Here is an 18,618-nt window from a genome sequence, read left to right as displayed (position 1 = left end):
GACGTCAGACTCCCCCCTCGTCGTCGTCGGCCATTCGCCGCAGCCGCGACGCGACGCGATTGTCGGCGATGATCCGCCGCATCCGCATCAGCACTATGGCGCCGAATAACAGCGAAAAGCCGAGCAAGGTCAAGCCCAGCGGCCACAGCAGCGCGCCGTCGATCGACGAACCGCGCATGGTGATGCTCGGCCCCTGATGCAGGCTGTTCCACCACACGACGCTGCGGTTGATGATCGGAATGTTGACCGCGCCGACCAGCGCATAGACGGCCGCACCGCGCGACAGCGTCCCGCCTTGCCGCTGGCTCTCGTCGCCCATCGTCAGCGCGACGAAGCCCGCATAGAGAAAGAGGAGGACGAGCATCGAGGTCATCCGCCCGTCCCATTCCCACCAGGTGCCCCAGGTCGGCTTGCCCCAGATCGAGCCGGTGGCGAGGCAGAGCGCGGTGAAGACCATCCCCGGCACCGCGATCGCGCGCGCCGCGATCCCGGCGAGCGGGTGGCGCCAGACGAGCTGGACGAGCCCTGCGACCGCGAGCGCGGTCCAGCCGCCCATGCCGAGCCAGGCCGAGGGCACATGGACATAGAGGATGCGCGCGGTCTCGCCCTGCTTGTAGTCGCCGGGCACCAGCGCCAGCCCCGCCCACGCGCCGACCAGCAGCAACGCGAGACCCAGGCCCAGCAGCCAGGGAGTCAATGGTCGGGCAATGGCCAGGAATCGGGTGGGGTTCGCATAGGCGTGCATCGCGCGCGCAGCCTTAGGCGACGGCGCCGCGGCGGTCCAGCATTATGGCGTGGGCTCCCCGTGGTCCCCGTAAAGGGACTGGGATGCAAACACCCGGTCTCCGATCAGACCAGCCACTTCTTCCTCGTCACCCTGAACTTGTTTCAGGGTCCATGGCCCGACCTCGCATCAAGCGCAGCGGCGGCCGAGAGTGATGGTCATGGATGCTGAAGCAAGTTCAGCATGACGATTTCCAAAGAGTGAAATCGCTCATTGCGAAATATAATGCCATGAACCCTCGCACCTAATGTTGCACAATTACCACAGCTATCGCCAAAATGTAACATTTCGCGGCCCGCTCGTCGAAAAGGGGTAGCAATGGCGGAGTCCAGCGCGGACTTTAGATGCGGGCTCATTCGCAAAAACAGGGAGCTTAGCATGCGAACCTCACATCCCCTCTCCGTCCTCGCCATCACCACCGCGCTCGCCACCACCGGCTGGGCCGTGCCCGCCGCCGCGCAGGACGCCGGCGCGACCGCCGACGATGCCGACTCGCTGATCATCGTCACCGGCACCCGCCGCACCGACCGCACCATCGCCGACAGCAGCGTGCCGATCGACGTCATCTCGGCGGATTCGCTCGCCAACAGCGGGTCGACCGAAACCAACCGGCTGCTCAATCAGCTCGTCCCCTCGTTCAACTTTCCGCAGCCGTCGCTGACCGACGGCACCGATTCGCTGCGCCCCGCGACGCTGCGCGGCCTCGCGCCCGACCAGGTACTCGTCCTCGTCAACGGCAAGCGCCGCCATCTTTCGTCGCTGCTCAATCTCAACGGTTCGGTCGGCCGCGGCTCGTCGGGGGTCGACATGAACACCATCCCGCCGATCGCGATCGAGCGGATCGAAGTGCTGCGCGACGGCGCATCGTCGCAATATGGCTCCGACGCGATCGCGGGCGTGATCAACATCCAGCTCAAAAAGAGCGTCGGCGGCCAGGCGCAGATCACCTACGGCAAATATATCACGACGATGGAGGATGTGAAAAACGTCGCCAGCGTCGCGCCGACCACCGGCGCTTCGGACAATCCCGTCGTCACCCTCACCGACTCCGACCGCAAGCGCCGCGACGGCGGCACGCTGACCATGGCGACCAACATCGGCCTGCCGGTCGGCGACAACGGCTATCTGAACTTCACCGCCGAATATAAGGATCGCTCGCCGACCAACCGTTCGGGCGCCGACCTGCGCCGCAACTATGCCGCGGCGGGCGACCCGCGTGAGACGACCATCGACCGCTTCTGGCACCGCTTCGGCGACGGCGAATCGAAGGATATGAACTTCTTCTACAACGCCGGCATGGATGTCGGCGGGTGGGAGCTTTACAGCTTCGGCAGCTATGGCGTGCGCGACGCCAACGGCGCCGGCTTCTATCGCCGCGCGCTCGACGCGCGCAACGCCGACTGGGACAATGGCGGCGCGCCGATCTACGAGGACGGCTATCTGCCCGTCATCACCAGCACCATCCACGACATCGCGGTCGCGGGCGGCCTGCGCGGAGAGGCCGGCGGCTGGAACCTCGACCTGTCGCTCAATTACGGCTCGAACCGGCTCGACTATGGCGTGGAGAACAGCGTCAATGTCTCGCTCGGCGGCGATCACAGCCCCCGCAAGTTCGACGCGGGCGGCATGCGTTACGGCCAAACCGCGGTGAATTTCGACGCTCAGCGCGATCTCGACCTCGGGCTCGGCGACACTTCGCTCGCGCTCGGCGCCGAATGGCGGAACGAGAATTACAAGATCGTTGCGGGCGAACCCGCGAGCTATGCGGTCGGCCCCTATTTCTACACGAACGGCGCCGGGGTCGGTTCGCAGGTGTTCGGCGGCTTCCTGCCCAGCTCCGAAGTCGATGCCTCGCGCGACAGCTTCGCGGGCTATGTCGAGCTCGACGCGGACCTCAGCGACATGTTCAACGTCCAGGTCGCCGGCCGCTACGAGCATTTCTCGGACTTCGGCGACACGGTGAACGGCAAGGTCGCGGCGCGCTTCGAACCCGTCGACGGCCTCGCCCTGCGCGGTTCGGTGTCGACCGGCTTCCGCGCGCCGGGCATGGCGCAGCAGTTCTTCTCGACCACCTCGACGGTCAATCTGACCGGCGTCGGACTGGTCGAGGTCGGCACCTTCCCGGTGGGCTCGCCCATAGCGGTCGCTCTTGGCGCCGAACCGCTCAAGCCCGAGAAATCGGTGAACTTCGGCGGTGGTGTCGTGTTCACCATGGTCCCGGGGCTCAACGTCACGGTCGATTACTACCGGATCAAGATCAAGGACCGCATCACGCTGACCGAGAATCTGCAGGGTGCCGACGTCCAGCAGATTCTGCAGGATGCGGGGGTTCCGGGCTCGTCGGCGCGTTTCTTCATCAACGGCATCGACACGCGCACCCAGGGGCTCGACATCGTCGCCAGCTATCGCCTGCCCGACATGGGCATCGGCAAGCTGACGCTGACCGCGGGCTACAACCTCAACGACACCAAGATCACCGACCGGCGCACCTTCAGCGGCTTTACCGCCGGACGCCTGTTCGCGCGGCCTGAAAGCCTGCGCCTGACCGACGGCCAGCCGTCGAACAAGCTCAACGTCGGGCTCGACTGGGAATCGGGTCCGGCCGGGCTGACGCTGCGCGGCAACCGCTACGGATCGGTGTTCATTCCGGGGCCGAGCGGCGACATCGCGATCGCCAGGGGCGACGCCCCGGGCGACATCACCCTGTCGCCGAAATGGGTCGTCGATCTGGAAGCGCGCTTCCGTCCGGTCGAGGCGGTCCAGCTCGCGGTCGGCGCGAACAACCTGCTCGACGAATATCCCGACCGCATGCCCTACGGCGTCGTGGGCGGCTATGATTACGGGCTCAACAACGCCTATCTGCCCTATTCGTCCTTCTCGCCCTTCGGCTTCAGCGGCCGCTTCGTCTACGGGCGCGTGTCGGTCGATTTCTGACGCGGCGACAGCATGAAAACGGCGAGGCCGGGAGCTATGCTTCCGGCCTCGTCCATATCCAGCTTCCGGTGACCGCGGCGGCGATCACCGGCGCCATCACCCACGGCCAGGGCGAAAAGATCGCGGCGAGCACGATGCTCAGCGCGAAGGCTGCGGTCGCGGCGACCTTTCCCTTGCGGCTGATCGCGCCCTTCTCGCGCCACGCGACGATATGATGGCCGAACTGCGGATGCGTCACCAGCCACGCCTCGAGCCGCGGCGACGAGCGCGCGAAGCAGAAGGCGGCGAGGATCACGAACGGCACCGTCGGCAGCAGCGGCAGGAACGCGCCGAGCGCCCCGAGCCCAAGCGACGCCCAGCCACTGACGAGATAGAAGTGCCGCTTCATGCGGCAACGGACTTAGCGGAAATCATAGCCCGCGCCAGCCGCCAATTCGGTCATCCCGGCGAAGGCCGGGATCTCGCCGCAGCGTCACAACGCAAAGTGGAGATCCCGGCCTTCGCCGGGATGACGAGTTGATGGATAAGCTTACCCCCGCCCGATCAGCTTTTGCGCCATCCGGTCGGCCACCGCAGCGGCGGGCGTGCCGCTCGCCCTGCTCTCGGCCCAGATCTCGGCGAGCCGGCCGGGGATCAGGCCGATCCGGCTCTCGACCTCTTCGCGGCTTCCTTGCCCCAGATATTCGAGCGCCACATTGATGATGCCGCCCGCGTTGATCACATAGTCGGGGGCATAGACGATCCCGCGGTCGTGGATGCGCTGGCCGTCGGCGGCGGTCGCAAGCTGGTTGTTCGCGCCGCCCGCGACGATCGGCACATTGAGCTTCGCGATGCTCGCCTCGGTCAGGATCGCGCCCAGCGCATTGGGGCTCAGCACGTCGGCCTCGATCTCCATGATCGCCGCCGAATCGGCCAGCTCGGCGCCGAGCTCGTCGGCGAGCGCCTTCGCCCGCGCGAGGTTGACGTCGGCGAGGGTCAGCTTCGCGCCCTCGGCCGCCAGCCGCCGCGCGACCCCGCCGCCGACGCTGCCGACGCCCTGGATCGCGATCCGCACGCCCTTCGCGCTGTCGGTCTTCAAACCCTCGCGGATCGCCGCCTTGATGCCCAGATAGACGCCGAGCGCGGTCAGCGGGCCGGGGTCGCCGCCCGCCTCGCCGCTCGCCACCGGCAGGCCGCTGACATGTTTGGTGTGCTTCGCGATCTCGACCATGTCGGCGTCGGTGATGCCGACATCCTCGGCGGTCACATAGGCGCCGCCGAGCGACTCGACCGCGCGCCCGAACGCCGCGAGCAGTTCGGGGGTCTTCGCCCCGCCCTCATCGGCCAGGATCACGCCCTTGCCGCCGCCCATCGGCAGGCCCGCCATCGCATTCTTGTAGCTCATCCCGCGCGACAGGCGCAGCGCGTCGGTGATCGCCGCGGCGCGCTGCGGATAATGCCAGTAACGCACGCCCCCCGCGCCGGGGCCGAGGTGGGTCGAATGGACCGCGATCACCCCTGTCAATCCGCTCGCCCGGTCGCGGAACATGTGGACATGCTCGTGATCGTCGAAATCGGCGAAATCCCAGACTGCGGACATGGCTTGACCCTTCGCGTTCAAAAATTACGTGATGACGTAATAAAGCAACGCATACGCGGAGTCACGCCAAAGGTGCAAAGTCTCGCATGATGGGAAAATGGGGCGACCGATGGGACTTGAACCCACGACCCCCGGTACCACAAACCGGTGCTCTAACCAACTGAGCTACGATCGCCACAAGGCCGGGCAGACATGCCGCCGCAAGCCGCGCGGGCGATAGGCGGCACGCCCTTCTTCGTCAAGCATTGTTCGCACGCCGCGCCGCGCCTAAAAGCGCGCCATGGCCGCAACCAGCCTCGTCGACATGGCGACCTCGCTCGCCGACCGCGCCGCCGGGCGGCTCGCCGCCGTTCCGGGCATCCGCCGCGCGCCGACCCCGAAGCTCCAGCAGTTCATGCTCGCGGGCTTCCTCGACGCCGAAACCTGCGCCGAACTGATCGCGCGGATCGACCGCGACGTCCGCCCGTCGACGATCGCCGATCCCAACGGCGACGCGGCGTTCCGCACCAGCACGACCTGCGACCTCGACCACCGCGACCCGCTCGTCCGCGCGGTCAATGCGAAGCTTCACGGCCTCACCGGCATCCCGCTCGAATATGGCGAACCGCTGCAGGGCCAGCGCTACGACGTCGGGCAGGAGTTCAAGGCGCACACCGACTATTTCGATCCGCACGGCGCCGACTGGGACACCTATTGCGCGGTGCCCGGCCAGCGGAGCTGGACGCTGATGGTCTATCTGAACCAGCCCGCCGCCGGCGGCGCGACGCGCTTTCTCGCGACGGGCAAGATGCACCAGCCCGAAACCGGAAAGCTGCTCGCCTGGAACAATGTCGGCGCGGACGGCGAACCCAACGCCGACACGCTCCACCACGGGATGAAGGTGCGCAAGGGGCGCAAATATATCATCACCAAATGGTTCCGCGAACGGCCGTGGCCGTGGGCGGAGGGGGAATTGGGGTGAACCCCGTAGATCGTCACCCCGGCGAAGGCCGGGGTCTCGACCTGGCGTCATAACGCGGCGGCGAGATCCCGGCCTTCGCCGGGATGACGAGACTGGTTCTTACCGCATCAGCCGATACTGAAAGCTCAGCGTCAGCGTGTTGCCGACCTGTCCCGGCTCGACCGGCGTCGATTTCCCGGCCGCGTCCATCGCCTGCATCCGGACCATCGGCATCGGCGGCTGCGGCCCGCCGAAGCTGCCCTCGCCGATCGACACCAGCTCGGCGCCGCGGAAGCCCGCGAGCCTGGCATAGTCCTGCGCCTTCGCCTCGGCCGCCTTGATCGCCGCGCCGCGTGCGCCGACCAGCATCGCATCGGCGTCCTTCATGCCGAACCACGGCCCGTCGACATTGGTTCCGCCCGCTGCGACCAGCGCGTCGAGCAGCGGCCCGATGTCGGCGATATTGCCCGTCGTCGCGCGCACGCTGTTCGACACCTGATAGCCCAGGAAGCGCGGCGGCTGGCCGTCGCCACGGTTGTTATAGTCATACTGCGGCGACAGGTTGATGCCGCTCGTCTGGATATCCTCGGCCTTGATGCCCTTCGCCTTGGCGGCCGCGATCAGCTTGTCCATCGCCGCGGCATTGGCCTGCATCGCCGCGACCGCGGTCGGCGCGGTCGTGGTCACCCCTGCGCCGACGGTCGCCTGGTCGGGGCGCGCGCGCACCTCCTCGTTGACCGTGAAGCTCAGGATCGGGCCCTGCTGCGTCGCTGTCGTCACCGTCGTTCCTCCTTGCTGCGCAAGCGCGGGCGTCGCGGCGAGCAACGCCAGCCCGCCGGCCATAGCGGTGAACATGGACTTCGTCATTTCAATCTCCTGTGCGCCGGACTTCCGGTCCGTGATGATCTCCACCCCGTAACGCTGACGGAGCGGAGCCGTTCCGCCCTTTGCCGCGACGGCGCTTGCATGATGCTGAACGCGCCAGTAGCGAGCCGTTCATCATGGCAGCACCGATCTTATCTTATGAAGGCCTCGGCCTCGTCCAGGGCAGCGGCTGGCTGTTCCAGGATCTCGACATCTATGTCGGCGAGCGCGACCGGCTCGCGCTGATCGGACGTAACGGCGCGGGCAAGACGACCCTGCTCAAGCTGCTCGCCGGGCAGATCGACGCCGACAAGGGCAAGCGCGTCATCGTCCCCGGCACCCACGTCGTGCTGCTCGAACAGGAACCCGATTTCACGCCCTTCGCGACGCTGATGGATTTCGCCGTCGCGCCGCCGAACGCGCCCGAGGAGTTCGAGGTCGCAGCCATCGCCGACCAGCTCGGGATCGACATGAGCCGCGCCGCCGCCAGCGCCTCGGGCGGCGAGCGCCGCCGCGCCGCGCTGGCACGAGCGTTGGCGCAGAACCCCGACGTGCTGCTGCTCGACGAGCCGACCAACCACTTAGATCTCGCCGCGATCGACTGGCTCGAGGCCTGGCTCGCCCGCTACACCGGCGCCTTCGTCGCGATCAGCCACGACCGCACCTTCCTGACCCGCCTGACCCGCCAGACCTTGTGGCTCGACCGCGGCAGCATCCGGCGCAAGGAGATCGGCTTCGGCGGCTTCGAGGAATGGAGCGATGCCGTCGCGGCCGAAGAAGCGCGCGCCGCCCAGCGCCTCGATTCGAAACTGCGGCTCGAGGCGCACTGGCTCGAACGCGGGGTCACCGCGCGGCGCAAGCGCAACCAGGGCCGGCTCGAAAAGCTGATCGAGATGCGCGCCACCCGTGCCGCGATGATCGGCGGCCCCGGGGTCGCCAAGCTCGGCCTCGCCAACGACGACGTCCGCTCGAAATCGGTGATCGTCGCCGATCATATCACCAAGCGTTTCGGCGACCGCACGATCATTCGGGACTTCACCTTCCGCATCCAGCGCGGCGACCGCATCGGTATCGTCGGCGCCAATGGCGCGGGCAAGTCGACCCTGCTCAAGCTGCTGACCGGCGAGATCGCGCCCGACGAAGGCGGTGTCACCCTCGCCCCGACGCTCGACGGCATCGTCATCGACCAGCAGCGCAGCCTGCTCTCGCCCGACAAGAAAGTCCGCGACATCCTCGCCGACGGCGGCGACTGGGTCGAGGTGCGCGGGGTCAAGAAGCATGTCCAGGGCTATCTGAAGGACTTTCTCTTCGACCCTGGCGTCGCCGAGGCGAGCGTCGGCGCGCTGTCGGGCGGCGAGCGCTCGCGGCTTTTGCTGGCGCGCGAATTCGCGCGCGAATCGAACCTCCTCGTCCTCGACGAGCCGACCAACGACCTCGACCTCGAAACGCTCGACCTGCTGCAGGAGGTGATCGCCGACTATGACGGCACCGTGCTGCTCGTCAGCCACGACCGCGACTTCCTCGATCGCACCGTCACCGTGACGCTCGGTCTCGACGGTTCGGGCAAGGTCGATGTCGTCGCGGGCGGCTATGCCGATTGGGAAGCGAAGCGGGTGAAGCCCGCCGCGGCGAAAGCGAAGGCGCCGACCGCCGCGGCACCGCCTCCCCCGCCGCAAGCACGCAGGAAGCTGAGCTACAAGGATCAGCGCGACTACGACCTGCTACCCGCGCGCATCGAGGCGATCGAGGCGGAAATGGCGGGGATCGAGACCGAATTGTCCGACGGCAACCTCTTCACCCGCGACCACGCCCGCTTCACAGCACTGACGGAAAAGCTCGAAGCGCTGCGCGAGGAAAAAGCCGCCGCCGAAGACCGCTGGCTCGCGCTGGCGGAAGAGGTCGAGGCGCTGGGATAACGTCGGTTTTGGGGTGGGGAGCGGCCGTTCAAGATCACGTCATGCTGAACTTGTTTCAGCATCCATGGCCAGACCTCTCGTTCGATGCCGCGTCGAAGTAGACGGCAGGCCATGGACCCTGAAACAAGTTCAGGGTGACGATGGTGAAATGGCTGCAACCGGTCGGGTTTCCGACATTCGTCACCCCGGACTTGATCCGGGATCTCTCGCTTTCTGAGGTATTGACTGGCTTGAGCATCAAGCGGGACCCCGGATCGAGTCCGGGGTGACGATGAAAGACAGGCGCGCGCTCCAGAGGATGGCCCATCTGGTGATCCCCGGCGAAAGCCGGGGTCCAGAGCGCGACCAGCCAGCATCGGTTTCTAACGCCCTGGACCCCGGCTTCCGCCGGGGATCACGTCGCATGTAACCGCAACCGGTCGCTTCCAGCCATCGCCCTGATTCACCCCGTCCCGTAAAACCGCGCCAGCCGGTCGAGCGCCAGCCCCAGCACCAGCTTGCCCGACCGCGCCGGCCAGCCGAGCCCCTTTTCGGCGCAGCCGATCCCCTCGCCCGCGCAGACCACCCGCCAGCAGATGTCGGCGAGCCCCGGCCCCGCGGCGTCGAGCGCCGCGTGAAAGCGCCGGTGCGCGTCGATCCGCGCCAGCGACGCGTCGGAAGCGCGCGCACCGCCGCGGCTCTTCGCGGGCGGCGCCGCGTCCCAGCGCATCGTCACCCGCGCCGCCAGCCCCGCGCGCTCGTAATCGGCGCGCAGCCGCTCGCCCGCGCCGAGCTGCGCCGCGCTCAGATGCCCGCGCGCCGCGAGCCACGCGATCGGGCTCTCGGCGACGTTGACCGTCACATGCCGCATCACCTGCGGCCCGCGCTTGTCCGGATCGAGCCGGTCGTCGGGATGAATGCGGGTTTCAAGGCGGCGTGCGGTCATGCGATTCTCCTTTGTGGGAGAAGCGGCTTGACATTGGATCATAATGTAGGAAAGAAGAAACCATATTGGTTATGAAAGAAAAGCGATGATCAACAGCATCCGTGCCGTCCGCCGCGCCAGGGGCCTGACGCTGGAGGAGGTCGCGTTCCGCTGCGACCCGCCGACCACCGCGCAGACGATCGGCCGCCTCGAAACGGGCACCCGCACCTTGTCGCTTGGCTGGATGAACCGCATCGCCAAGGCGCTCGGGGTCGACGCCGCCGAGCTCGTCCAGCTCCCGCAGGATACCCAGCTCAGCATCACCGCGCTGCTCGGCGCCGATGGCGCCACCGCGCCGACGCGCACCGAACAGGCGCTGACCGCGCGCCCGACCGAGGACATGATCGCGGTGCGCGTCACCTCGTCGATCGGCGACTATCGCGCCGGCGACGAAATCTGGTGCCGCCGGATCGAGGGCGACTGGGCGAGCGCGCTCAACCGCGACCTCCTCGTCCCCCGCCCCGCCGGCCGCTTCGTCTTCGCGCGGCTGCTCAACGTCGACGGCGAAAAGCTCCACCTGCTCCCGCCCGGCACCGGCCAGCGGCAACAGGTGGTCAGCAACCCGCCCTGGGCCGCGGTCGCGGTGCGGCTGATCCGGACGCTTTAGGACCGCTGCCCGACGTGCCCCCCCTCCGCGTCCTCTCGATCGCCACGCTCTTCCCCGACGCGGCGCGCCCCAATTTCGGGCTGTTCGTCGAAAGGAGCCTGCGCGCGCTCGCCGCCCAGCCCGGCATCGATCTCACCATCGTCGCGCCGGTCGGCCTGCCGCCCTTCCCGCTGTCGCTGCACCCGCGCTACCGCGCGCTTCGCGCGCTGCCGCGCCGCGAAGACTGGAACGGCCTTCCCGTCCGGCGCCCGCGCTTCGCGCTGATCCCGCGCCATGGCGCGCGCTTCACCCCGGCGCAGGTCGCGCGCGCGGTGCTGTCGGCGGTGCGCGGGCAGACGTTCGACGTCGTCGACGCGCAATTCTTCTATCCCGACGGCCCCGCCGCGATGCGCGTCGCGGCGGCGCTCGGCCTGCCTTTCTCGGTCAAGGCGCGCGGCGCCGACATCAGCCATTTCGGCCATGATCCGGCGAGCCGGCCCCAGCTTCTCGCCGCCGCCGACCGCGCCGCGGGGCTGCTCGCCGTGTCGGATGCGATGCGCCGCGACATGGCGGCGATCGGCATCGACGCGGCAAAGATCGCGGTCCACTATACGGGGATCGACACCGCGCGCTTTTCGCCCGGCGACCGCGCCGCCGCGCGCGCCGCGCTCGGCATGGGCGACGCCCCGGCGATCGCGACCATCGGCGCGCTGATCGCGCGCAAGGGGCAGGCGCTGGTGATCGAGGCGCTCGCCGCCCTGCCCGGCGTCCATTACTGGCTCGCGGGCGCGGGCGAAGAGGAAGGCCGCTACCGCGCGCTCGCGCAGCGCCTCGGCGTCGCCGATCGCGTCCACCTGATGGGTCCGGTCGCCAATGCCGACCTGCCGCAGCTCTATCGCGCCGCCGATGCCGTGGTCATGCCCTCGGTCAGCGAGGGCCTCGCCAACGCCTGGGTCGAGGCGCTCGCCTGCGGCACCCCGATCGTGATCAGCGACGCGGGCGGCGCCGCCGAACTCGTCGCCTCACCGGCGGCGGGCCGCATCGTCGACCGGAATGCCGAGGCTATCGCCGACGCCGTGGCGGCGATCCTCGCGGCTCCGCCGCTACCTTCGGCGGTCGCCGCGAGCCTCGCCGGCCGTTTCAACTGGGACCGCAACGGCCGCGAACTGGCCGAGCATCTCCGCCGCTGCGCGGGCCTGGCTTCGGCTTAGAGTGTTTTCAAGTCAGGTGGAATCACCTGACGACTCGGAAAACACGGTAAAACAAGAATCTAGAGTGCAGGTTTTGATTCCATCAAAACCGAATGCACTCTAGACCACCGCTCCATCGTCCGACCGCGCGACGCGCTCCGCACCGCCTTCGGCCGTGCGCGGCACGAAGCTGTGCGGACCGACCTTCAGCCAGACCAGAACCGGCGTCGACATCAGGATCGACGAATAGGTGCCGACGAACACGCCGAGCAGCATCGCCGCGGTGAAGCCGAAGATCACGTCCGGGCCGAAGATCAGCAGCACCGCCAGCGCCATGAGCACCGACACGCTGGTCATCACCGTGCGCGACAGCGTCTCGTTGATGCTGAGGTTGAGCAGCGGCACGATCTCCATCTTGCGGTATTTCTTCAGATTTTCGCGCACCCGGTCATAAACGACGATGGTGTCGTTCAGCGAATAGCCGACGATCGTCAGCAGCGCCGCGACGCTGTTGAGGTCGAACTGGATCTGCGTCACCGCAAAGAAACCGAAGGTCAGCGCGACTTCGTGGAACAGGCGGCCCATCGCGCCGACGCCGAACTGCCATTCGAAGCGGATCCAGATATAGATGGAAATGCCGAGCATCGCGAGCGCGAGGCTGATCGCGCCGGTCCTGAGCAGCTCTTCGGAAACCTTGCCCGACACCGTCTCGACCGCGCCGGCGTGCGCCGTGGGAAAGGCCTTGCGGATTCCGTCGACGAGCTTCTGGCCCGCCAGATCCGCCGCGGCCTTGTCGCCATCGGGCAGCGCGGTGCGGATCGACACCGCCTTGTCCGATCCGAATTGCTGGATCGTCGCCTCGCCGAGTCCGATCTTGCTGACCGCCTCGCGAATCTCCTGGATCTCGGGCATGTCCTGGGTGAATTCGACCCGGACCGACTGGCCGCCCACGAAGTCGATACCCAGGTTCAGCCCGCGGACCGCAACCAGCGCGATCGAAATGACGACGAGGACGAAGCTCATGAAGGACGCGAATTTCCGCCACTTCAGAAAATCGATATTGGTGTCGTCGGGGACGAGTTTCAGCAAGCGCATCGTTTCGCTCCCTTAAATGTGAATCGACGCCGGGCGCTTCGCACGCAGCCAATGGGCGACGAACATGCGCGTGACGGTAACGGCGGTAAAGACGCTGGTGACGATGCCGATGGTCAGCACCACGGCGAAGCCCTTGATCGGGCCGGAGCCGAACCAGAACATCAGTGCCGCGGCGATGACGTTGGTGACGTTGGCGTCGAAGATCGCGCGGCTCGCCTCGGTATAGCCGAGTTCGACCGCCTGGAACGGCCTTCGCCCGCGTTTCAGCTCTTCGCGGATGCGCTCGTTGATCAGCACGTTCGCGTCGACCGCGGCGCCGATGGTCAGCACGAAGCCGGCGATGCCGGGCAGGGTCAGCGTCGCGTTGAACGCCGCCATCGTCGCGATGATCAGGAACACGTTGAAGATCAGCGCGATGTTCGCATAGACCCCGAACCGGCCATAGACGACCAGCATCAGCACCAGCACCGAAACGGTCGCGATGATCCCGGCGATCACACCCTTCTCGATCGAATCGGCGCCCAGTTCAGGGCTCACCGTCCGCTCTTCGACCACCGTCATCTTCACCGGCAGCGCGCCGGAGCGCAGCGAAATGGCGAGCGCATTGGCGCTGGCGACCGAGAAACTGCCCGAAATCTGCGCACTGCCGCCGAGGATCGGTTCATTGATCGACGGCGCGGACAGCACCTGCCCGTCGAGCACCATCGCAAAGCGCTTGCCGACATTCTGCGCCGTCACGCGGGCAAAGGTCGCCGACCCGCCCGAATCGAAACGGATGGTGACGACCGGCAAGCTGGTCTGCGGATCGAAGCTCTGCTGCGCATCGATCAACTGCTCGCCGTTGATCATCACCTCGCGCCGCAGCACTTCGAACGCCGCGCCATTGCCCTCGCCGGGAGCATAGGGAACGATCTCGCTCCCCACCGGCACGCGGCCGGCGGCGGCTTCGGCGGGGTCGGCGTTGGCGTCGACCATCCGGAATTCGAGCTTCGCGGTCTTGCCGATCAGGTCCTTCAATTGCTGCGGATCGTTGAGCCCCGGCACCTGGACGACGATGCGGTCGTCGCCTTCGCGGATGATCGTCGGCTCGCGTGTGCCCAGCGCGTTGACGCGGCGGTCGATGATGTCGCGCGCCGTGTCCATCGCGCGGCTGACCGCCTGCTGCTGGCCGGCCCGCGTCGGCGTCATCACGATGCGCGTCGTATCGACGATGCCGACATTCCAGTCGCGCTGGCCGGTCATCGCCGCACCCTGCGTCTCGCGGAACATCCGCTCGCGCGCTTCGTCGAGTTGCGTCTGGTCGCGAACCAGGAAGCTGACCTGCGTGGCGGTGCGCCGCAGATCGCCGATCGCGATATCGTCATCCGCCCCATGGTCGCCGCGCATCGCGGTGCGCACCGTCTTTTCCATGTTGGAAAGCTGCGTCTTCTGAAGGTCGGCCAGATCGGCTTCGAGCAGCAAATGGCTGCCGCCGGCGAGGTCGAGCCCCAGGTTGACCTTCATCTGCGCAAAGGAAGGCAGCTGGTTGAAGACCCGCTCGGGCAGGAAACTCGGTATGGTAAAGAGGATGCCGGCCAGCAGGATGATGCTGATGCCGATGGTCTTCCAGCGCGGGAAATCGAGCATAGGGTGATTCCGGTTTGCGAGAGACGGGCCCGCGAGCGCAGGCCGCGCCGCGTCAATCGTTGGCGGGCTTGGCGCCGGGCTGGAGGACGTCCGACAGGGTCGACTTCACGACCTTGATCTTCACGCCCTGCGCGATTTCGACGTCGACGAAATCATCGTCGACGCGCGTGACCTTGCCGACGATGCCGCCGCCCGTGACCACCTGATCGCGCGGCTTCACCGCCGCGACCTTGGCGCGATGCTCCTTCATCCGCACCTGCTGCGGGCGGATCAGGAAATACCAGAAGACGACGAAGATCAGCAGATAGGGCACCAGCATGATGAAACCGGCCGCCCCGCCCCCGGATCCGGCCGCCTGGGTCAGAAGCAAGTTCGTCGACATGAATGAAAGACTTTCCGTTGGCGCGGCCATTTCCCCAAGGAAGCGGCGCGCGAAAATATGGCGCGGCGCCTATCACGCAGGAAAGCGTGGCGCAACCGATGGCTGCATTCCTTCCCCCCGGCAGGCCCCGCGCAAATGGGGACGATGCACGGCGCGTCAAGGCGCCGTCGCGCGATTATTCCGCGGCCCGCAGGTGCCGCGTGCAGACTTCGCTCAGGAGAGCCTTGCATCCCCCGCCAAGCCGCGCTAGGGGCCTCGCCTGCCCAATCGGGCCGGTCGGGACGTAGCGCAGCCTGGTAGCGCATCACACTGGGGGTGTGGGGGTCGGAGGTTCGAATCCTCTCGTCCCGACCAATTTCTTCCGCTTTCTCCATCGCCAATCTTTCGGGAGGCGGCGCATGTCGCGAGCCACGCGGGCGACAAGGACGCTCGAACAGGCGGGAATCGCCTTCACCGTCCACAGCTATGACTATGATCCGTCGGCCGAACGCGTCGGCTTGCAAGCGGCCGAGGCGCTCGGCGAAGCGCCGGAGCGTGTGCTGAAGACGCTGATGCTGCGCCTCGACGGCAGGCCCGCCTGCGCGATTCTCGCGTCCGATCGCGAAGTGTCGATGAAAAGGCTCGCCGCGGCGCTCGGCGGCAAGTCGGCCGCGATGATGCCGGTGGCCGATGCCGAACGCGTCTCGGGCTACAAGGTCGGCGGCGTCAGCCCCTTCGGGCAGACGCGCCGCGTGCCCGTCGCGATCGACGAAGCCGCGCTGATCCACCCCCAGGTCTATATCAACGGCGGCCAGCGCGGGCTGCAGGTGCGGCTCGACCCGCGCGACGCGGCGAGGCTGCTGAACGCCGCCGTCGCGCCGATCGCCGCCTAGAGTGTTTTCAAGTCAGGTGGAATCACCTGACGACTCGGAAAACACGGTAAAACAAGAATCTAGAGTGCCGGTTTTGATTCCATCAAAACCGAACGCACTCTAGGCAGCGGGCGCGTCGGCGGCGGGCCGCCGGGCATAGATGCCATAGGCCGCAATGACCGCATAGCAGAGCGCGGGCAGCGTCAGCGCAAGCCCAAGATTGCCCCCCGTCGCGTCGGCGAGCGCGCCGGTCGCGACCGGCACCACCGCGCCGCCGAAGATCGCGACGTTGATGATTCCCGACCCATCGGCCGCGCGGTTTCCGAGCTTTTCGCACGCCAGGCTGAAGATCGTCGGAAACATGATCGAGTTCATCAGCCCGATCGCGAGCAGCGAATAGGCGGCAATCGGCCCGCTGCTGTTCGCCGAGATCAGGATGAGGACGATCGCCCCGACCGCGTTGAAGGCGAGCAGCTTGCCGGGGCTGATCCTGAGATACATCAGGAGAGAGCCGATGAAGCGGCCGATCATCGCCCCGCCCCAGTAAAATATGACCATCCAGCCGACGACCGCCTCGGGCTGCCCGAGCACGCGCTCCTGCGCCAGATAGTTGATGATCAGCGACCCGATCGAAACCTCCGCGCCGACGTAGAGGAAGATGCACAGCGCGCCGAAACCGAAGCGCCGCCGCTTCAGAAGGTCGTTGCCGTAAAGCCAGATGACCGGCGCGAGCAGGATGAGCAGCAGGCCGACGATCGAATTGACCCCCGTCGCGACGATCGCGCCGCCGACGATCAGCGCGAGGCCCGCCACATAGCGCGGAAGCCGGACCAGCTCCTCCCCCGACATGCTCGCCGCGTCGTGCGGCAACCGGTTGCGGAACAGCCACACCGCCGCGGCGACCACCGCGAGCGCGACGGCGATGCCCAGATAGCCGTTGACGATCGCCTGGCTCTCGGCGGTTTGATAGGCGGCGAGCGCCGGTCCCGACAGATCCTCGGCCTTCACATTGGCGATGCTGCCCAGGATCAGGCCGGCACCGACAAAGGGAAACAGCGTCGTCCCCAGCGAATTGAACGCCTGTGCGAAGGTCAGCCGGCTGTGCGCGGTTTCGGGTTTGCCGAGCAGCGAAATCAGCGGGTTGGACACCACCTGCACGATCACCACCCCGCTCGCGAGCACGAACAGCGCCAGCAGGAACAGTTCGTAGATCGCGTTCTGCGATGCCGGGATGAAGAGCAGGCAGCCGACCAGCATCGTCAGCAGCCCGGCCACCGCGCCGCGCATGTAACCGATCTTCTTGACCAGCTTCGCCCCCGGAATGCCGATCACCAGATAGGCGGTGAAGAAGCAGAACTGCACCAGCATCGCCTGCGTGTAGTTGAGCGTGAACAGTTCTTTCAGCTTGGGAATGATCACGTCGTTGAGCGAGGTGATGCCGCCGAAGATGAAGAACAGCCCCATTACGAACAGGCGCAGTTCGGGCGCGTCGACATGGACGCCGTCGTTGGCGACCGGGCGCGGGTCGGTGCTGCTGGCGGTATCGGGCGCTAGGGCCATGATCGTCTCCCCGAATGGTTTGCCGGACGCTCGGGCGCCCTCTTATGCGCCGGAGACTAGCTGCGCCCTTGGCGGCTGACCATCCGCAAAATCACTAGCATAGCTATGCAGGAGAACGCTCACATCGGCACGTTCCCGCCTACCTGTCATACTCCTGCCACACATGGAAACCGCTTCCCCGAGCGAAGACGAGGGGCTCTGCCGAGCGAAGTCGAGGCCGCCACGGTAAGCTTCTCGCTTCGCTCGAACGGGCCCTCGACTTCGCTCGGGGAAGCGGATGATTCAGATTTCACGCGCTTTGCGCTACGTCCGCAATATCACCTTCCCCACCGCCTCGCGCCGTTCGAGCATCGCGAAACCCGCGCGCCAGTCGGCGAGGTCGAGCACGGCATGGACGTGCGGGCGGATGCGCCCCTCGGCCGCCAGCGCGTCGATCGCCGCCAGATTTTCGGCGCCGCGCTCGAGAAAGCGGCGGCCATATTCGCCCGCGCGCACGCCGACGACCGAGAAGCCCTTGATCAGCGGCATGTTCACCGAAACCTCGGGAATCCGCCCCGAGGCGAAGCCGACGACGAGCAGCCGTCCGTCGAAGGCGATGCAGCGGGTCGATTCGTCGAAGACGTCGCCGCCCACGGGATCGAAGATCACATCGGCGCCGCGCCCGCCGGTCAGCGCCTTCACCGCCTCGCGAAAGCCCGGCTCGGCGGCGATCACCGCGTCGGGCGCGTAAAGATCCGCGATCGCCTCGCGCTTCGCCGCGCTGCTCGCCGCCGCGATGACGCGCGCGCCGAGCGCCCTGGCGAGATCGACCGTCGCCAGCCCGACCCCTCCCGCCGCGCCGTGCACCAGCACCCAGTCGCCCGCCGCCACGCGCCCGCAGCGCACGAGCGCGACATAGGCGGTCAGATAGGCGACGCCATAGGCCGCGGCCTGCTCCATGCTTAGCGCCGCGGGCTTGCGGCGCAGCGCGCGCGCCGGGACGGTGCAATATTCGGCCATCGCGCCGAAGCGGTTGCCGCCGACCACCGCGTCGCCGACCGCCCAGCCCTCGACGCCCGCGCCGAGCGCGTCGACCTCGCCGGCGAATTCGAGCCCCGGCACGAACGGCAGATCGGGTTTGAGCTGATAGCCGCCGCGCGTCATCAACAAATCGGGAAAATTCACCCCCGCCGCGCGCACCCGCACCCGCACCTCGCCCGGTCCGGGTTCGGGCACGGGCAGGTCCACCAGGCCGCAGCCGCCATGATCGGGCGCCAATTCGCTCACCTCCAACGCCCGCATGGAAAAAATCCTTTCCTACATTGTTCCTATATGGTTCGTTGTTTCCATTCAACCAACCATAGGAGC

General features: G+C 67.1%; 16 protein-coding genes and 2 tRNA genes. 7 read left to right on the top strand and 11 right to left on the bottom strand.

The window, feature by feature from the left end:
* Positions 1 to 4 precede the first annotated feature (4 nt).
* Entirely contained in the window at positions 5 to 745 is a 741-nt protein-coding gene (ccmC, locus tag ACOTSS_RS06050) for a heme ABC transporter permease CcmC (RefSeq protein ID WP_448690611.1), read from the bottom strand.
* Between the two features lie 417 nt (positions 746 to 1,162).
* Between ccmC and ACOTSS_RS06045 the strand changes: the two genes are divergently transcribed.
* On the top strand, positions 1,163 to 3,718 hold the full coding sequence (locus ACOTSS_RS06045; RefSeq protein WP_448690610.1) for a TonB-dependent receptor plug domain-containing protein: 2,556 nt from the start codon (positions 1,163 to 1,165) through the stop codon (positions 3,716 to 3,718).
* A gap of 34 nt (positions 3,719 to 3,752) precedes the next feature.
* Here the strand turns inward: ACOTSS_RS06045 and ACOTSS_RS06040 are convergent, their stop codons facing one another.
* The 3 genes from ACOTSS_RS06040 to ACOTSS_RS06030 form a co-directional block, all read right to left on the bottom strand.
* On the bottom strand, positions 3,753 to 4,106 hold the full coding sequence (locus ACOTSS_RS06040; RefSeq protein ID WP_448690609.1) for a YbaN family protein: 354 nt from the start codon (positions 4,104 to 4,106) through the stop codon (positions 3,753 to 3,755).
* Between the two features lie 141 nt (positions 4,107 to 4,247).
* Positions 4,248 to 5,297 (bottom strand): Glu/Leu/Phe/Val family dehydrogenase, encoded by a 1,050-nt coding sequence (locus tag ACOTSS_RS06035; RefSeq protein WP_448690608.1) that lies wholly within the window; start codon positions 5,295 to 5,297, stop codon positions 4,248 to 4,250.
* A gap of 98 nt (positions 5,298 to 5,395) precedes the next feature.
* Positions 5,396 to 5,472, bottom strand: a tRNA-His gene (locus ACOTSS_RS06030).
* A 105-nt stretch (positions 5,473 to 5,577) separates the two neighbouring features.
* Here ACOTSS_RS06030 and ACOTSS_RS06025 point away from each other — a divergent pair.
* Complete coding sequence (locus tag ACOTSS_RS06025; RefSeq protein WP_448690607.1) at positions 5,578 to 6,258, top strand: prolyl hydroxylase family protein; 681 nt, start codon at positions 5,578 to 5,580, stop codon at positions 6,256 to 6,258.
* 99 nt (positions 6,259 to 6,357) lie between these two features.
* On the opposite strand, the gene ACOTSS_RS06020 is transcribed toward ACOTSS_RS06025, so the two are convergent.
* On the bottom strand, positions 6,358 to 7,104 hold the full coding sequence (locus tag ACOTSS_RS06020; protein ID WP_448690606.1) for an SIMPL domain-containing protein: 747 nt from the start codon (positions 7,102 to 7,104) through the stop codon (positions 6,358 to 6,360).
* A gap of 134 nt (positions 7,105 to 7,238) precedes the next feature.
* On the opposite strand from ACOTSS_RS06020, the gene ACOTSS_RS06015 reads away from it, so the two are divergent.
* Entirely contained in the window at positions 7,239 to 9,017 is a 1,779-nt protein-coding gene (locus ACOTSS_RS06015) for an ABC-F family ATP-binding cassette domain-containing protein (RefSeq protein WP_448690605.1), read from the top strand.
* A gap of 442 nt (positions 9,018 to 9,459) precedes the next feature.
* Here the strand turns inward: ACOTSS_RS06015 and ACOTSS_RS06010 are convergent, their stop codons facing one another.
* A complete protein-coding gene (locus ACOTSS_RS06010; RefSeq protein WP_448690604.1) occupies positions 9,460 to 9,942 on the bottom strand; it encodes a DUF6456 domain-containing protein in 483 nt (160 codons plus the stop codon).
* Between the two features lie 85 nt (positions 9,943 to 10,027).
* Here ACOTSS_RS06010 and ACOTSS_RS06005 point away from each other — a divergent pair, with 85 nt between their 5' ends.
* Positions 10,028 to 10,588 carry a helix-turn-helix domain-containing protein gene (locus ACOTSS_RS06005; RefSeq protein ID WP_448690603.1) on the top strand — a complete coding sequence of 187 codons (561 nt, stop codon included), beginning with the start codon at positions 10,028 to 10,030 and terminating at the stop codon, positions 10,586 to 10,588.
* A gap of 14 nt (positions 10,589 to 10,602) precedes the next feature.
* Positions 10,603 to 11,778, top strand: coding sequence for a glycosyltransferase (locus ACOTSS_RS06000; RefSeq protein ID WP_448690602.1), 1,176 nt, complete (start codon positions 10,603 to 10,605; stop codon positions 11,776 to 11,778).
* 99 nt (positions 11,779 to 11,877) lie between these two features.
* Here ACOTSS_RS06000 and secF read toward each other — a convergent pair whose 3' ends face one another.
* From secF to yajC, 3 genes are read right to left on the bottom strand one after another with little or no spacing between them, the layout of a single operon-like run.
* Positions 11,878 to 12,852, bottom strand: a complete 975-nt coding sequence (gene secF, locus ACOTSS_RS05995) for a protein translocase subunit SecF (RefSeq protein WP_448690601.1) — start codon at positions 12,850 to 12,852, stop codon at positions 11,878 to 11,880.
* A gap of 12 nt (positions 12,853 to 12,864) precedes the next feature.
* Positions 12,865 to 14,478, bottom strand: a complete 1,614-nt coding sequence (gene secD / locus ACOTSS_RS05990; RefSeq protein WP_448690600.1) for a protein translocase subunit SecD — start codon at positions 14,476 to 14,478, stop codon at positions 12,865 to 12,867.
* Positions 14,479 to 14,530: 52 nt separating this feature from the next.
* Positions 14,531 to 14,860: a preprotein translocase subunit YajC gene (yajC, locus tag ACOTSS_RS05985; RefSeq protein ID WP_448690599.1), complete on the bottom strand. Its 330-nt coding sequence runs from the start codon at positions 14,858 to 14,860 to the stop codon at positions 14,531 to 14,533.
* A gap of 277 nt (positions 14,861 to 15,137) precedes the next feature.
* On the opposite strand from yajC, the gene ACOTSS_RS05980 reads away from it, so the two are divergent.
* Both ACOTSS_RS05980 and ybaK read left to right on the top strand, forming a co-directional pair.
* Positions 15,138 to 15,214 (top strand) — tRNA-Pro (locus ACOTSS_RS05980).
* A 44-nt stretch (positions 15,215 to 15,258) separates the two neighbouring features.
* Entirely contained in the window at positions 15,259 to 15,732 is a 474-nt protein-coding gene (gene ybaK, locus ACOTSS_RS05975; protein WP_448690598.1) for a Cys-tRNA(Pro) deacylase, read from the top strand.
* Positions 15,733 to 15,831: 99 nt separating this feature from the next.
* Here ybaK and ACOTSS_RS05970 read toward each other — a convergent pair whose 3' ends face one another.
* A complete protein-coding gene (locus ACOTSS_RS05970; RefSeq protein ID WP_448690597.1) occupies positions 15,832 to 17,271 on the bottom strand; it encodes a sugar MFS transporter in 1,440 nt (479 codons plus the stop codon).
* A 303-nt stretch (positions 17,272 to 17,574) separates the two neighbouring features.
* A complete protein-coding gene (locus tag ACOTSS_RS05965; RefSeq protein ID WP_448690596.1) occupies positions 17,575 to 18,552 on the bottom strand; it encodes an NADPH:quinone oxidoreductase family protein in 978 nt (325 codons plus the stop codon).
* Positions 18,553 to 18,618 lie beyond the last annotated feature (66 nt).

The sequence above is a fragment of the Sphingopyxis sp. NJF-3 genome (genome assembly GCF_053514865.1).
The sequence above is the reverse complement of the archived record's forward strand: the minus strand, read 5'-3'. Positions and strand labels throughout refer to the sequence as shown.

Excerpts from the sequence above, each read along its gene's own strand:
- ccmC (WP_448690611.1), bottom strand. The coding sequence starts at position 745 with ATGCACGCCTATGCGAACCCCACCCGATTCCTGGCCATTGCCCGACCA.
- ACOTSS_RS06045 (WP_448690610.1), top strand. The coding sequence starts at position 1,163 with ATGCGAACCTCACATCCCCTCTCCGTCCTCGCCATCACCACCGCGCTC.
- ACOTSS_RS06040 (WP_448690609.1), bottom strand. The coding sequence starts at position 4,106 with ATGAAGCGGCACTTCTATCTCGTCAGTGGCTGGGCGTCGCTTGGGCTC.
- ACOTSS_RS06035 (WP_448690608.1), bottom strand. The coding sequence starts at position 5,297 with ATGTCCGCAGTCTGGGATTTCGCCGATTTCGACGATCACGAGCATGTC.
- ACOTSS_RS06025 (WP_448690607.1), top strand. The coding sequence starts at position 5,578 with ATGGCCGCAACCAGCCTCGTCGACATGGCGACCTCGCTCGCCGACCGC.
- ACOTSS_RS06020 (WP_448690606.1), bottom strand. The coding sequence starts at position 7,104 with ATGACGAAGTCCATGTTCACCGCTATGGCCGGCGGGCTGGCGTTGCTC.
- ACOTSS_RS06015 (WP_448690605.1), top strand. The coding sequence starts at position 7,239 with ATGGCAGCACCGATCTTATCTTATGAAGGCCTCGGCCTCGTCCAGGGC.
- ACOTSS_RS06010 (WP_448690604.1), bottom strand. The coding sequence starts at position 9,942 with ATGACCGCACGCCGCCTTGAAACCCGCATTCATCCCGACGACCGGCTC.
- ACOTSS_RS06005 (WP_448690603.1), top strand. The coding sequence starts at position 10,028 with ATGATCAACAGCATCCGTGCCGTCCGCCGCGCCAGGGGCCTGACGCTG.
- secF (WP_448690601.1), bottom strand. The coding sequence starts at position 12,852 with ATGCGCTTGCTGAAACTCGTCCCCGACGACACCAATATCGATTTTCTG.
- secD (WP_448690600.1), bottom strand. The coding sequence starts at position 14,478 with ATGCTCGATTTCCCGCGCTGGAAGACCATCGGCATCAGCATCATCCTG.
- yajC (WP_448690599.1), bottom strand. The coding sequence starts at position 14,860 with ATGTCGACGAACTTGCTTCTGACCCAGGCGGCCGGATCCGGGGGCGGG.
- ybaK (WP_448690598.1), top strand. The coding sequence starts at position 15,259 with ATGTCGCGAGCCACGCGGGCGACAAGGACGCTCGAACAGGCGGGAATC.
- ACOTSS_RS05970 (WP_448690597.1), bottom strand. The coding sequence starts at position 17,271 with ATGGCCCTAGCGCCCGATACCGCCAGCAGCACCGACCCGCGCCCGGTC.
- ACOTSS_RS05965 (WP_448690596.1), bottom strand. The coding sequence starts at position 18,552 with ATGCGGGCGTTGGAGGTGAGCGAATTGGCGCCCGATCATGGCGGCTGC.